Genomic DNA, 13,407 nt, shown 5'->3' with positions numbered 1-13,407 from the left:
GGGGCGCGGATGACCATCGCTGTATTGCCGCGCGCCGCAGCCTCCGCGATCATCAATCGCGCGATCTCGCGCGGGATCTGGGTGGTCGCCCTCATCATCCTGGTGCTCGACCTTCCCGGCCTGCTCGACGTCTTCTGGCGGAGGGGGTTCCAGGAGCACCTCGCGACTCCGCTCATCGCACTGCTCGTGATGATCTGTGCGCTCATCGTTGCGGCGCAGCGCCCCGCGAGCTGGGTGGTCGCGCTCTACCTGCTGGTCGGTGGGGTGTGCGTCACCGTGTACCAGCTGGGAATCCTCAGCGCCGATCCGAGTCTTGCGAGCGATGCGACCTACCTGGTCAATCGCCCGGCTGTCGCGATCGTGCTCGTCGGCACGCTGTCGTCGAGCACCATTGTCGGCATCCTCTGGTGCCTCCTGGGCTATGCGGTCTCGATCGGCGCATCCGTGGTGGCAGCGCAGATCATCGGGCAGGCATTCGTTCCCGGCTATGGCCCGACCCTGGTGATCGTGCTCTATATCACCGTCTACGCCGCACTCGGGCTCGTGCAGCGCCGTCAGCGGGGACGTGTTCCCGACTTCGCCAGGGTGGAGGAAGAGTCCAGGAGGATCGAAGCCGAGCGTGATCTCGCTCGCCGCACGGTCACGGTCGTGCACGACACGGTGCTGAGCGACCTCTCCTTCATCATCAACGCCCCGGATGCCCTCGATGAGCCCGCGCGCGAGCGGCTCCGCTCCGACGTCGCGACCCTCACGAGCGCGGAGTGGCTCAGCCAGACGGGGGACGTGGCCGAGGCGAATCGGTCGGAGGCCGTCGTGCGCAACCGCCTCGCGAGCGTCGTGAGTGAGATGCAGTGGCGCGGGCTCACCGTGCACCTGAGCGGCAACGGGAGCACCGTTCTGCGTGCAACCACGGAGGCGGGCACGGCGGCCGTCGACGCGGCGCGGGCCTGCCTCGAGAACGTGCTCGCCCATTCCGGCGTGACTGTGGCACAGCTCGTCGTCGGCCAGGAAGACGGCGAGAGCACGATCATGGTCATCGACGAAGGCAGCGGCTTCGATCCGGACGCGGTGCCGCAGGATCGACTCGGCATCAGGGTCGCTGTGGTGCAGCGTGTCGAGGCCGTCGGTGGCCACGTGCGCATCTGGTCGTCTCCCGGCAACGGGACCTCCGTATTGATCTCGGTGCCCGCCGTGTCCGATCCGGCGGGTGGTGATGACGATGCAGGCGTCGCCGCAGCGGAGTAGCACGCGGGGTCGTTCTGCCCAGGCCGTCGATCCGCTGAGCTGGTTCGTCGGTCCACTCGCACCCCTCGCTTTCGGAGCGATGATCGTCGTCGTCGGGCCGCTTCTGGTCTTTGCCGGCTATGAAGACGGTGCCGTCATCGCGATGCAGTTGGCTGCCGTGCTCGTGTGCAGTTCTGCCTGTGTTCTGGCGCATGTCGCCACGCGACCCCGTCGGCCTCCGATCGGCTGGACGGCCTCCGTGCTGGTCCTGCTGATCTCGCTCTGCGGATGCCTGCTCTCCGGGCTGAACAACGGGCCGGACGGGCAATCCGTCGAGCAGTGGTGGGCGTCCGGCGCGGTGGGTCTCGCCATCGCGAGCCTCGCTCCCTACCTGCCGGTACGCAGGCTCGTTGTACTCGGTCTGGCGACGACCGCGGTGGTCGGTGTCATCGGCGCGGTGACCTTCCCTGCAGGGTCGGGCGTGTGGTCGGTGTCGGGCGTGGTGGTGATCGTCATGACGGCGCCGTTGCTGGGCCTGGCGGCGTCATCCTTCTTCAGCGTCTTCGTCGTGCGCACCGTGCAGCGAATGCTCGCCGAGCGTGACAGCACACATGACGGTGGAGGTCAGGGCGACCTCGCCGTGCAGGACGCGGCCCAGAGGACAGAGCGGGATGCCCTCGCAATGCTCACCGCACGCGTCACGCCGTTTCTCACGCAATTGGCCGAGACGGGGTCGGTCACCGCGACGGATCGCGCGGTCGCCGGTCAGCTCGCACGTCGCCTGCGCGACGACCTCGTCTCGCGCACGAATGCGAGTTGGCTCGACGCCCTCGCGGCGGGCAGGCCCGTCGTCGTGATGGATCCGGAGAACCGTGCCGACGCGATGAACGACGCGCAGAAATTGGCACTCACGGGCCTCATCACGGCCATCCTGGACACGCCGGACGCCACGTCCGCAGCGGTGCTCGTCGAACTGCGCGGCCAGAAGAACGGCACCACCGCGGTGGGCGTCAGCATGGATGTCTCCTTGCCGGAGGGCAGGCGCACGATGCATCTCGCGCCGTACTACCTCACGCTCAAGACAGCCTTCGAGGGACTCTCCTGGAGCGACGGACACCTCATGCACATGCACTTCGAAGGGTCGCGCGACTCGGGCGAAGGCGGAACGGCCTGAGCCGCTCGACCCCTTACTCGCTGGGCGTCACTTGCCGGAGTGGCCCGCGGAGCCGAGCTGCTCGGTGGACTGGATGACGCGCTTGGCCATCGCGGTCTCGGCGATCTTGCCCCAGGAGCGCGGATCGTAGACCTTCTTGTTGCCGACCTCGCCATCCACCTTGAGGAAGCCGTCGTAGTTCTTGAGCACGGTGTCGGCGATCGAGCGACTGAACGCGTACTGGGTGTCGGTGTCGACGTTCATCTTCACGACACCGTTGGCGACGGCCGTGGCGATCTCCTCGTCGGTCGACCCCGAGCCGCCGTGGAAGACGAGGTCGAGCGGCTTCGCGCCCGTGCCGTACTTCGCGGCGACGCCTGCCTGGATCTCGCCCAGCAGCTCCGGGCGCAGCTTCACGTTACCTGGCTTGTAGACGCCGTGCACGTTGCCGAAGGTGAGCGCGGACATGTAGCGGCCATTCGGGTAGCCAGCAGAGTCGCCGAGGCCGAGCGCCTCGACCGTGGCAATCGCATCATCGAGCGTCGTGTAGAGGTGCTCGTTGATCTCGTGGCTCACGCCGTCTTCCTCGCCGCCGACGACGCCGATCTCCACCTCGAGGATCGCGTTGATCGCCTTCATCCTCGGCAGGAGCTCCTTGGCGATCTCGAGGTTCTCCTTCAGCGGGACGGCTGAACCGTCCCACATGTGGGACTGGAAGATCGGGCCTCGGCCGGCCTTGATCTCGGCCTCAGACGCCTCGATAAGGGGGAAGACGAAGCCGGGCAGGGCATCCTTCGGGCAGTGGTCGGTGTGCAGTGCGACCGTGATGGGGTAGTTCTTGGCGACCTCGTGGGCGAAGGCGGCGAAGGCGAGCGCACCGGATGCGCGGTTCTTGACGGTCTGGCCCGCGAAGTAGTCTGCGCCACCGGTCGTCACCTGGATGATGCCGTCGGAGCCCGCCTCGGTGAGACCCTGCAGCACGGCGTGGATCGTCTGCGACGACGAGACGTTGAACGCGGGGTAGGCGAAGCCGCCCGCCTTTGCCTTGTCGAGCATTTCTGCGTACTGCTCTGGGGTTGCGATAGGCATGACGTCTCCTCGGTAGCTGATATCCGCCAAAGAGTCTATCGGAGCGGCAGGCGAGGCCTGCGCCTCAGGCGGATGCGTTCGGCAGGGCCTGGTGGGTGGCGATGGCCAGCCGGTTCCACACGTTGATGGCGGAGATGGCCATCAGCAGGGTCACGACCTCCTGCTCGCTGAACGCCGCAGTGGCCCGGTTCCACACCGCATCGGAGACGCCACCCTCGCTGATGAGTGTGGCCTCCTCGGTGAGCGCGATGGCGGCCTGCTCCCGCTCGGAGAACAGCACGGTTGCCTCGTGCCATCCGGCGAGCACGTCGAGCTTGCGCTGGTCGACGCCGGCCTCACGCCCCTCGCGCGCGTGCATGTCGAGGCAGTACGCGCATCCGTTGATCTGCGACGCCCGCATCTTCACGAGTGCCAGCAGGGGTTCTCCGAGGCTGCCCTTGTGGATGTACTTCTCCATCGCGTACATCGACTGGTACGCCTCAGGATCGATCTCGTGGACGGACATGCGCTCTTCGGCAGACATCGTCGTGCTTCTTTCTTCGGCTGGCGCCGATCTCCCTTCCAGTCTCACACTTCCCCTCTCTCCACGTGCTCTCCCTCGGGTAAAACTGTGGGGGAGGATGGCTGGGTGCAGAAACTCTCTTTGGGCGACGAGCTGGTCGACCGGCTCCTGGGCGCGACGGAGGCCGCCGCGATCGCCGCGAGCGGGTTCGTCGGCTCCGGCGACAAGATGGCGGTGGATGGCGCCGCTGTGCGTGCGATGCGCGTCGCCTTCGACAGCATCCCCGTCGACGCCACCGTGGTGGTGGGGGAGGGCGAGAAGGATAAGGCTCCCATGCTGTTCGCGGGCGAGCGGCTCGGCACGGGGAACGGTCCGGCGCTCGACATCGCCGTCGACCCTGTGGATGGCACGCGATTGGCGGCCGAGGACCTGCCGGGCTCTGTCGCCGTGCTCTCGGTCGCGGCATCCGGGGCGTTCTTCGACCCGGGGCCCGTCTTCTACCTCGAGAAGCTCGTGTGCGCCGGCGCGGGCCGCGGGCTCGGGCTCGACCGCCCCGTCGGCGAGATGGTGCGCGAGCTCGCGGATGCCCTGGGCAAGCCGGTCGCCGAGCTGCGCGTCGCGGTGCAGACCCGTGCGAGAAACCAGCGCTATCTCGATGAGGCCGGGGCGGCCGGTGCGCTCGTCATGCCGTTCCAGGACGGGGATGTCGACCCGGCCGTGCGGGCGGCTCGCGTCGACGGAGACATCGACCTTGTCCTCGGCATCGGCGGCGCACCAGAGGGCGTGCTCACCGCCGCCGCGGTGCGCGGGCTCGGCGGTCACATGCAGGCGCGGCTCGCGCCGCAGCATCCGGAGGAGATCGCGAGGACGACAGCTGCCGGCATCTCGACCGAGCGCCTGCTCGGGCTCGACGACCTCGTGAACAGTGACGGCTACCTCTTTCTCACGGCCGTGACCGCGGGCGACACCCTGGCCGGTGTGCTCCGCGACGACGACGGCGTCACCACGGATTCCTGGGTCGTCGACCCTCGCCGCGGTATGCGACGGTTCACGCGGCGGCATCCGCACTTCTGAGCGCTCGGCCGGCGACAAACGTCACCTTCTCTAAAGAATGGCCGATCTTTCGCGGGGCCACCTCCGAAATGCCTCGATTTCCCCTGCTTAGCTTGAAACATGGGCCTTCAGACCGACAGCATGTACCTGCAACCAGACCGCAACCTCGGCATGGAGTTGGTGCGTGCGACCGAGGCGGCGGCTATCCGTGCCGTGCCGTTCATCGGTCGCGGTGACAAGAACGCGGCAGACGGCGCTGCCGTGGATGCGATGCGCACGTTTCTGGGCACCGTCAACTTCGACGGCGTCGTCATCATCGGTGAGGGCGAGAAGGATCACGCGCCGATGCTGTTCAACGGGGAACACGTCGGCAACGGCCACGGGCCGAGCTGCGACATCGCGGTGGATCCCATCGACGGCACCTCGCTCACCGCATCCGGACGACAGAACGCGCTGTCGATGATCGCTGTGGCCGACCGCGGCAGCATGTACGACCCGAAGGCCGTGTTCTACATGGACAAGATCGTGACCGGGCACGAGGGGCGCGGCGTGATCGACCTGCGCAAGCCGATCGGCGAGAACATCCGCGCGCTCGCGAAGGCGAAGCACAAGGATGTCTCCGACATCACGGTCGCCGTACTCGACCGGCCGCGGCACCTCGAGCTGATCGACGAGATTCGGGATGCGGGAGCAGGCACTCGGCTGATCCTCGACGGCGATGTTGCCGGCGGCATCAACGCGGCCAGGGACGACAACACCCGCATCGACATGTGCGTCGGCATCGGCGGCACGCCGGAAGGCATCATCACGGCCTGCGCGCTCAAGGCGCTGGGCGGGGTCATCCAGGCGAAGCTGCACCCGAAGGATGACGAGGAGGGGGAGCGGGCGATAGACGCCGGGCACGACCTCGATCGCATCCTCGAAGCGGACGACCTGGTCACGAGCGACAACACCTACTTCGTGGCGACCGGGGTGACGGATGGCCAGCTCGTGGGCGGCGTGCGCAAGGCCGGTGCGGTGATCCACACCGAGTCGATCGTGCTGCGTGGCAAGTCCGGAACGATTCGTCGGGTCTCCGCCGACCACCTCGCGGAGAAGTGGAGCTAACGCCCCTCGCGTGTTACTCGACCACCGGGTCTGAGCTGGCCGTCAGTTCGAACGCGGTGAGCTCGCGCGGGGCCTCTTCGATGCCGCTGATCGAGCCGATCACCCGTGACTTGTCGAGCTGGTTCAGCCTGCGTGCGCTCGGCAGCACCTGGTGCTCCAGCGAACCGACGAACGCGTTGTAGTCCTTGACGCTGCGCTCGATCGAGCGGCCCAGCTTCTCCACGTGCTCCGAGAGCTTGCTGAGGCGAGAGTAGAGCTCCTTGCTGAGGTCGAACAACTGCTTCGCATCCTCGGTCAATACGTTCTGCTGCCAACTGAACGCGACCGTCTTGAGCACAGACCACAGGGTGACGGGGGAGGCCAGCGCGACGCGCTTGCTGAAGGCGTAGTCCATGATCGCCGGGTCGGCCTCCATCGCGCTGGAGACGAGGGACTCGCTCGGGATGAACGCGATCACGAGCTCAGGAGACGCGTCGAGCCCGGCGTAGTAGGTCTTGCTCGAGAGCGTGTCGATATGGGCGCGCAGAGCCCTCACGTGTTGCTTGATGAGCTGCTCGCGCTTGGCGCCCTCCTCGCCGACCGCCGTGACAGGAATCTGACTTGCCTCGAGGTAGGAGTTGAACGGCACCTTCGCGTCGACCGCGATGTTCTTGCCACCGGGCAGGTGGACGACCATGTCCGGCCGGCCGGCTCCGGCATCCGTCACAATGCTCGACTGCACATCGAAGTCGACCTGCTCGATCAGCCCCGCCGCCTGCACGACGTTGCGCAGCTGGGTCTCGCCCCACACTCCGCGCGTGCTGTTGCTCTTGAGCGCGGCGGCGAGCGACTCTGCAGTGCTGCGCAGGCGCTCCTCGGATTCCGTTGCGGACTTGAGCTGCTGGGTGAGCTCCCCGTGCTGTTGCTGGCGCTGGGTCTCGAGCTCGGTGACCTTGTGCTGCATGGTGCGCAGCGACTCCTGCACCGGCGTGAGCATCTGCAGCACCTTGCTCTCCGCGCGCTCGCGCTCGGCCTGGGTCGCCGCGTCGAGGCGTTGTCGCTCGAGCAGCTCCTGGTACTGCCGCTGCTGGGCCTCAACCTGGTTCTTGAGGGCGCCGGCCGTGGCCTGGATGGCCGCGAGATCAGCGCCGAGGCGGGCCTGCTCCGCCTGCTCCTGCGCCCGCAGTTCTGAGAGCGCAACGGCGTGCTGCGCCTGCAGCACCGCGGGGTCGACATCTCCGCCGGGTATCGCACTCCTGCGGCCGCGCGCGAACAGCCAGCCGATGACCGCGCCGAGCACGATGCCGATGACCAGTCCGAGGATGAGCGATGACAGTGGGTCCATTGCTCCAGTGTGCCAGTGGGCGGCGACATTCCCGCGAGGCCCTGCGGACGTGATCAGTCGAGCACGGTGGTGACGGCGTCTCCTCGCGACACCCGTCCCGGAGTGACGATCTCCGCGTACATCCCGAAATCGATGGCCCTGCCGTGCAGCCGGTAGCTCGCGAGCGTCTCCAGCAGCCGGGTTCCGGATGTCCCGCTCGCCGGATCGAGGTCGATGACGGCGCAGCGGTCGATGGCGCCGGTCACCCGCACGCGAGCGGACCCGAGCCGCAGCTCGGTGCCGATCCAGGAATCCTCGACCGCCGCATCCAGTCCGTCCGTGTCGATGACGAAGGTGGCTCGGAACCGGTGGCTGTCGATGGCATGGCCCACGCGCTCCCCGAGACGCCTGATCGCACTCGTCGTCACGATGGTGACGGGTGCGCCATAGACGAACTCGCCGGGCCGCTGTGCCCGGGTGAGCGCGACCTGGACGCCGAGGAGGTCGGAATACGCCCCCGCCCACGGGCCGCCGACGACGTCGACCGCTGCGGGCCGCCCCCAGTAGTCGAGGTGGAGGGATTCGCCGGTCGGCTCAGGCACGGCCTCCAGGCTCCGTCCGCCGATCTCGACGCGGAGCACGCCGTCGCCCCAGCGCGCCGTGCTGGCGAGCAGCGCCGGATTCCTGGCCGTCTTCAGCACCGTGCCGCGCGCCAGGTCGGCCAGGGCGAACATCCGATCTCCGACGGGACCGTCCGTGGCGAGATCGATCGCGCCGTGATCGAGGTGACGTCCTCCCTTGAGCGGGGTGAGACCGGTTTGCTGGATGTGCACACAGCCACGATGCCACGGTTTGCCAGAGGCGCAGACAGGGCCTCGATTCCGGCCCGATCAGGCGAACATTTCGAGAACAATACAGTCGCTCGATTCAGGCGAGTTTCTCCCGTGCTCGCGGATAGCATGACGCCATGGACATCCTGAATCATTGGCTCTCTGGCGCGTCATTCACAGGCGAATCGACGCGCACGTCTCCCGTCTACGACCCGGCTCGTGGCACCGTGCAGAAGGAGGTGCGCCTCGCCACAGTCGGCGACATGGACGTCGCCGTCGCCGCAGCGAAGGCAGCGTTCCCCGCCTGGGCGAACACCTCCCTGGCGAAGCGCCAGCGGATCATCTTCAAGTTCCGCGAGCTGCTCAACGAGCGCGCGGAGGACCTCGCGCGCATCCTCACCGCCGAGCACGGCAAGGTGCTCTCGGATGCCGCGGGCGAGGTCGCGCGTGGTCTCGAGGTCGTCGAACTGGCCGCGGGCATCCCGCACCTCATGAAGGGCGAGTACAGCGAGAACGTGTCGACCGGGGTCGACGTGTACACGACCCGCGAGCCGCTCGGCGTCGTCGGCATCATCAGCCCGTTCAACTTCCCGGCGATGGTGCCGCTGTGGTTCTTCCCGATCGCGGTCGCCGCGGGCAACACCGTCATCCTGAAGCCCTCGGAGAAGGACCCGTCGGCGGCCAACTGGATGGCGGAGCTCTTCACCGAGGCCGGCCTGCCCGATGGCGTGTTCAACGTGGTGCACGGCGACAAGGTCGCTGTCGACGCGCTCATCGAACACCCGGATGTGGCATCCATCTCCTTCGTCGGCTCCACTCCGATCGCCCGCTACATCTACGAGCAGTCCGCGAAGCACGGCAAGCGGGTGCAGGCGCTCGGCGGCGCGAAGAACCACATGCTCGTGCTGCCGGATGCCGACCTCGACCTGGCCGCGGACGCCGCTGTCAACGCGGGCTTCGGCTCCGCGGGCGAGCGCTGCATGGCGATCAGCGTGCTCGTCGCGGTCGACACGATCGCCGACGAGCTCGTGGCGAAGATCGCCGAGCGGATGGCCGGCCTCGTGATCGGCGACGGCCTGCGTTCCTGCGACCTCGGCCCGCTCATCACCAAGGAGCACCGCGACAAGGTCTCCGGCTACATCGACCTCGCCGCGAAGGACGGCGCTACGGTCGTCGTGGACGGCCGCGACGCCAAGCCCAACGGCGAGTCAGACGGGTTCTGGCTCGGGCCGACGCTGTTCGACGGTGTTCCGGTCTCCTCCAAGGTCTACGTCGACGAGATCTTCGGGCCGTTGCTCTCTGTCATCCGGGTGAAGAGCTTCGACGAGGGCATCGAGCTCATCAACAGCGGCCCGTACGGCAATGGCACGGCGGTGTTCACCAACGACGGCGGGGCGGCGCGCAAGTTCCAGCGCGAGATCCAGGTGGGAATGATCGGCATCAACGTGCCGATCCCCGTGCCGGTGGCGTACCACTCCTTCGGCGGCTGGAAGGACTCGATGTTCGGAGACACCAAGGCCTACGGCACGGATGGCGTGCGCTTCTTCACGCAGGAGAAGGCCGTAACGAGGCGCTGGCTCGACCCCTCGCACGGTGGACTCAACCTGGGCTTCCCCGAGAACCACTAGCGCCGGGTTATCGCTTCCGGCGGCTGCGCAACGTTGTGCAGCCACGTTGTGCAGCTGCGTTGCGCAGCCACGGCGGGAGAAAGTCACTCGCGGCGGGAGTTACGACTCCCGCCGCGAGACTGTTTCTCCCGCCATACGCGCGTGTAGCTCCCGCCGCGAGGGAATATCTCCCGCCGCGAGCTGCGCCGATCGGGAAGTCAGCCGAGCGCCATCGAGCGCGTGTCGGCCGCCGCAGCGCCGATCACTCCGATGCGCGTTCCCGTGATCGTCGCGAGGTGGGCGAGGTCGGCGGCGTCGTGGCGCTTGGCCGCGTGCACCATGATCGCGGCGCAGGCCTCGGCATCCGCGAGAGCATTGTGGTGCTCGAAATCTTCGAAGCCCGCGGCCATCGCGGCGACCGGCAGTCGATAGGAGTCGAGATTGTAGGTCTTGCGTGCGACGCGCAGGCTGCACAGGTAGGAGAACGAGGGTGTCTCGACGTAGCTGGCCGCGCAGGCCGCCGTGATGACGCCCATGTCGAATCCGGCGTTGTGCGCGACGAGCATGTCGCCGTCGGCGAAGGCGACCAGCTCGGGAAGCTGTTCGTGCCAGAGCAGGGCGTCCACGACATCCGCGGCCATGATGCCGTGGATGCGCACGTTCCACTCGTTGAAGGAGTCGTGACCGAGCGGTGGCTTGATGAGCCAGTACTTCTCGTCGACCACCTCGCCGTCCCGCACCTTGACGAGCCCCACCGAACACGCGGAAGCGCTGGAGGAGTTGGCAGTTTCAAAATCAATTGCGGTGAAGTCGACGGCCATGCCGGTATCGTCGCACGCGCCGCTGACCGTGCGCCACATGACCCGCCTATGTTGTCGCAACTCAGGCAATTTCTGGCTGACGGGTCTTCCGAGGTCCCGCCTCGGGTTTGCGCGGGCATTCTGCCGGAGTTATGAATTGCCCCGGTACGATTGGGCCTCGTGGCTCTCACTATCGCAATCGTCGGACTCCCGAATGTCGGCAAGTCCACCCTCTTCAACGCGCTGACCAAGAACCAGGTGCTCGCGGCGAACTACCCCTTCGCCACGATCGAGCCGAACGTGGGCGTCGTGAATCTTCCTGATGCGCGGCTCGCGGCGCTCGCCGAACTCTTCAACAGCGAGCGCATCGTCTCGGCTCCGGTGTCGTTCGTCGACATCGCGGGAATCGTCAAGGGCGCATCGGAGGGCGAAGGGCTCGGCAACAAGTTCCTGGCGAACATCCGCGAGGCGGACGCGATCGCGCAGGTGATCCGCGGCTTCAGTGACGCGGATGTCGTGCACGTCGACGGCGCGGTGAACCCGGCGTCAGACATGGAGACCATCAATACCGAGCTCATCCTCGCGGACCTGCAGACACTCGAGAAGGCCGTCGAGCGCTATGAGAAAGAGGTCAAGACCAGGCGCACCGAGCCCGTCGTGCTCGAGACCGCGAAGGCCGCGGTGGAATGGCTCAACGCTGGGAAGCCGCTCTCGGCGTCGTCCGTCGACCTCGAGCCGATTCGCGAGCTGGGCCTGCTCACCTCGAAGCCGTTTATCTACGTCTTCAATGTGGACGAGGGCATCCTCGGCGATGCCGCGAAGCTCGCAGAACTTGCCGCTCTCGTCGCGCCCGCGAAGGCGATCTTCCTCGACGCCAAGCTCGAGTCCGAGCTCATCGACCTCGATGCAGCGGATGCGGCAGAACTGCTCGCGTCGACCGGCCAGGAAGAGAGTGGCCTCGACCAGCTCGCCCGCATCGGCTTCGACACCCTCGGCCTGCAGACCTACCTCACTGCCGGTCCGAAGGAGGCGCGCGCCTGGACCATCCACAAGGGCTGGAAGGCCCCGCAGGCGGCCGGCGTCATCCACACCGACTTCGAGAAGGGCTTCATCAAGGCCGAGGTGATCGGCTTCGACGACCTCATCGAGACCGGTTCGATCGCCGAGGCCCGCGCTAAGGGCAAGGCCCGTATCGAGGGCAAGGACTACGTCATGCAGGATGGCGACGTGGTGGAGTTCCGTTTCAACGTCTAGTAGTGCAGTCTTGTTCCTGCTCGGACGTCGCGATGGGGTCGTCCGTCAGTGGTCAGTGACTTTCGAATCAGATGGCCGCCGCATTCTTGGTGATCTGGGATCCAACTACCGCGTGAACGATGCTGTCGAGCTCCCAGAGCCATCCTGGATGCCCGCTTCTTACAGTGAGCGTCTTGACAGCCCACGGATACCACTTCGACTGCATTTGCTGCACAGGATCGGTAGGGATGAAGCGCCCATAGTGAGCTGTGGCATTACGTCGTCCATAAACCGTACGAATGAAGTTGTAGAGGTCACCGCCGTCGGGCCATTGGCGGCTTGCGAGGCCAGCTGATCTGGCAAGTTCGAATACGCGAGGAGCCGCTTGGCTAGTAGTGCCCCCATCTGGCCATTGAGAGCCGTCGTCTAGAAAGACCTTCGCACCGTCGGGGACTTCGTTGATCGCAATCGTCTCGAGGACGGCCCAGAGCTTGAAGTAGCGAGAGTCCTCCTGCCTTTCGCGTCGGGCTTCAAGATGCAGATTGACATACAATTCCACTTCGGGTGCCGTGGCCACAGCGCTACTAACACGGAGGACTTCGCGAGAGCTTTCACCGCCCATAATTCCGCCGAGGAGGTTCCCGGTGTAGCTTTCGCGGAGGCTGCGGAAGCGGATGCGCTGCGGCGTGCGACTCTCAAGCGCAACCATGATCGGCCGGGGGGCCGCGTACCGCAGGTAGGCGAGCGTGAGTATGAGCTTGTCGGTCTCGGCCATTGCGAGAGCGTCGGCTTCAGTTTCGTCTCCGGCCCAGATCTGCGGGAACTCGAACACCGAGAAGTCGTTGCGGCGAAGTCGTTGGTTCCATGCCTCGTCATTGACGCGTCCTGGCCACCGGAAGTGCTCGAGGGAGGCATTCATGAGATCGCGAAGGTCGCCTTCGTGGACTTCGATCACCTGCGGGTACACGGTGCCGTGCGTGGTCGGGATCGGCTGCGTGATCAGCAGCCCTTCGACGAGAACGGCCGCGCGGAACTGCACGCCCTGACCCGGTGTGCCGATTGGTTGCTGGAACCGCGCTTCCCTACGCTTCTGAAGCCTGAAGTACAACTCGACGACCTTGTCACTCGCCGTGGTCGGCGAGTTCAGTGCTGTCATTGACACGTACTCGGGATAATGGAGTTCCGGTGGAGCCGAAGGTTGCGGCGATTCGGGATCAATCGGTGGCGGGGCGATTCCGGCCGCCGAGACGAAGACGACGCTTTCTCGGTCGATCTCGAATCCGGAAGCATGGTGCCAGCTTCCCGCGCCGTCGTCCCCGATCTCCATCGAGAATGACATCGCCATCATCAGTGGTTCGATGTCGTCGCTCGATTCGATCTGCACACTGATGGTCTTGTTCGACCACTCCGGCGCATCGTTGACGAACACGGTGAACGACTGTCCCATCTTGAGAACATAGGGCTCGATTCGAGCGTTAAAGGTCACTCGTGAACGTTACCGAAAAC

General features: G+C 66.2%; 12 protein-coding genes. 6 read left to right on the top strand and 6 right to left on the bottom strand.

Translation table 11 applies throughout. The annotated features are described in order from the left end of the window. Positions 1-9: 9 nt before the first annotated feature. Positions 10-1,245, top strand: coding sequence for a sensor histidine kinase (locus tag ABUA28_RS00450; protein WP_349901771.1), 1,236 nt, complete (start codon positions 10-12; stop codon positions 1,243-1,245). After that, positions 1,214-2,398, top strand: coding sequence for a hypothetical protein (locus ABUA28_RS00445; RefSeq protein ID WP_349901770.1), 1,185 nt, complete (start codon positions 1,214-1,216; stop codon positions 2,396-2,398). Before ABUA28_RS00450 ends, ABUA28_RS00445 begins: the two co-directional genes overlap by 32 nt. Before the next feature lie 27 nt (positions 2,399-2,425). Here ABUA28_RS00445 and fbaA read toward each other — a convergent pair whose 3' ends face one another. Next, the gene (gene fbaA, locus ABUA28_RS00440) at positions 2,426-3,466 is read right to left on the bottom strand and encodes a class II fructose-bisphosphate aldolase (protein ID WP_349901769.1); all 1,041 of its coding nucleotides are present in this window, start codon (positions 3,464-3,466) and stop codon (positions 2,426-2,428) included. A gap of 64 nt (positions 3,467-3,530) precedes the next feature. Next, the gene (locus tag ABUA28_RS00435) at positions 3,531-3,989 is read right to left on the bottom strand and encodes a carboxymuconolactone decarboxylase family protein (RefSeq protein WP_349901768.1); all 459 of its coding nucleotides are present in this window, start codon (positions 3,987-3,989) and stop codon (positions 3,531-3,533) included. A gap of 105 nt (positions 3,990-4,094) precedes the next feature. Here ABUA28_RS00435 and ABUA28_RS00430 point away from each other — a divergent pair, with 105 nt between their 5' ends. Then, positions 4,095-5,042: a fructose-bisphosphatase class II family protein gene (locus tag ABUA28_RS00430; RefSeq protein ID WP_349901767.1), complete on the top strand. Its 948-nt coding sequence runs from the start codon at positions 4,095-4,097 to the stop codon at positions 5,040-5,042. 99 nt (positions 5,043-5,141) lie between these two features. Continuing rightward, the gene (glpX, locus tag ABUA28_RS00425; RefSeq protein ID WP_349901766.1) at positions 5,142-6,128 is read left to right on the top strand and encodes a class II fructose-bisphosphatase; all 987 of its coding nucleotides are present in this window, start codon (positions 5,142-5,144) and stop codon (positions 6,126-6,128) included. 13 nt (positions 6,129-6,141) lie between these two features. Here glpX and rmuC read toward each other — a convergent pair whose 3' ends face one another. Next, positions 6,142-7,452 carry a DNA recombination protein RmuC gene (gene rmuC, locus ABUA28_RS00420; protein WP_349901765.1) on the bottom strand — a complete coding sequence of 437 codons (1,311 nt, stop codon included), beginning with the start codon at positions 7,450-7,452 and terminating at the stop codon, positions 6,142-6,144. A gap of 53 nt (positions 7,453-7,505) precedes the next feature. Then, positions 7,506-8,264: an MOSC domain-containing protein gene (locus tag ABUA28_RS00415; RefSeq protein ID WP_349901764.1), complete on the bottom strand. Its 759-nt coding sequence runs from the start codon at positions 8,262-8,264 to the stop codon at positions 7,506-7,508. A gap of 134 nt (positions 8,265-8,398) precedes the next feature. Between ABUA28_RS00415 and ABUA28_RS00410 the strand changes: the two genes are divergently transcribed. Beyond that, entirely contained in the window at positions 8,399-9,889 is a 1,491-nt protein-coding gene (locus tag ABUA28_RS00410; RefSeq protein ID WP_349901763.1) for a CoA-acylating methylmalonate-semialdehyde dehydrogenase, read from the top strand. Positions 9,890-10,086: 197 nt separating this feature from the next. On the opposite strand, the gene ABUA28_RS00405 is transcribed toward ABUA28_RS00410, so the two are convergent. Further along, positions 10,087-10,689: an exonuclease domain-containing protein gene (locus ABUA28_RS00405; RefSeq protein WP_349902679.1), complete on the bottom strand. Its 603-nt coding sequence runs from the start codon at positions 10,687-10,689 to the stop codon at positions 10,087-10,089. 159 nt (positions 10,690-10,848) lie between these two features. Here ABUA28_RS00405 and ychF point away from each other — a divergent pair, with 159 nt between their 5' ends. Then, complete coding sequence (gene ychF, locus ABUA28_RS00400; RefSeq protein ID WP_349901762.1) at positions 10,849-11,922, top strand: redox-regulated ATPase YchF; 1,074 nt, start codon at positions 10,849-10,851, stop codon at positions 11,920-11,922. 67 nt (positions 11,923-11,989) lie between these two features. Here the strand turns inward: ychF and ABUA28_RS00395 are convergent, their stop codons facing one another. Beyond that, on the bottom strand, positions 11,990-13,387 hold the full coding sequence (locus tag ABUA28_RS00395; RefSeq protein WP_349901761.1) for a hypothetical protein: 1,398 nt from the start codon (positions 13,385-13,387) through the stop codon (positions 11,990-11,992). Between the last annotated feature and the right edge of the window lie 20 nt (positions 13,388-13,407).

It is taken from the genome of Parafrigoribacterium humi (assembly GCF_040227205.1).
GTDB lineage: Bacteria > Actinomycetota > Actinomycetes > Actinomycetales > Microbacteriaceae > Parafrigoribacterium_A > Parafrigoribacterium_A humi.
Note: the sequence above shows the minus strand (reverse complement) of the source record. Positions and strands in the feature narration are given on the sequence as shown.

Bases quoted from the DNA above. Each gene is read 5' to 3' on its own strand.
- ABUA28_RS00450 (WP_349901771.1), top strand. From the start codon at position 10: ATGACCATCGCTGTATTGCCGCGCGCCGCAGCCTCCGCGATCATCAAT.
- ABUA28_RS00445 (WP_349901770.1), top strand. From the start codon at position 1,214: ATGACGATGCAGGCGTCGCCGCAGCGGAGTAGCACGCGGGGTCGTTCT.
- fbaA (WP_349901769.1), bottom strand. From the start codon at position 3,466: ATGCCTATCGCAACCCCAGAGCAGTACGCAGAAATGCTCGACAAGGCA.
- ABUA28_RS00435 (WP_349901768.1), bottom strand. From the start codon at position 3,989: ATGTCTGCCGAAGAGCGCATGTCCGTCCACGAGATCGATCCTGAGGCG.
- glpX (WP_349901766.1), top strand. From the start codon at position 5,142: ATGGGCCTTCAGACCGACAGCATGTACCTGCAACCAGACCGCAACCTC.
- rmuC (WP_349901765.1), bottom strand. From the start codon at position 7,452: ATGGACCCACTGTCATCGCTCATCCTCGGACTGGTCATCGGCATCGTG.
- ABUA28_RS00410 (WP_349901763.1), top strand. From the start codon at position 8,399: ATGGACATCCTGAATCATTGGCTCTCTGGCGCGTCATTCACAGGCGAA.
- ABUA28_RS00405 (WP_349902679.1), bottom strand. From the start codon at position 10,689: ATGGCCGTCGACTTCACCGCAATTGATTTTGAAACTGCCAACTCCTCC.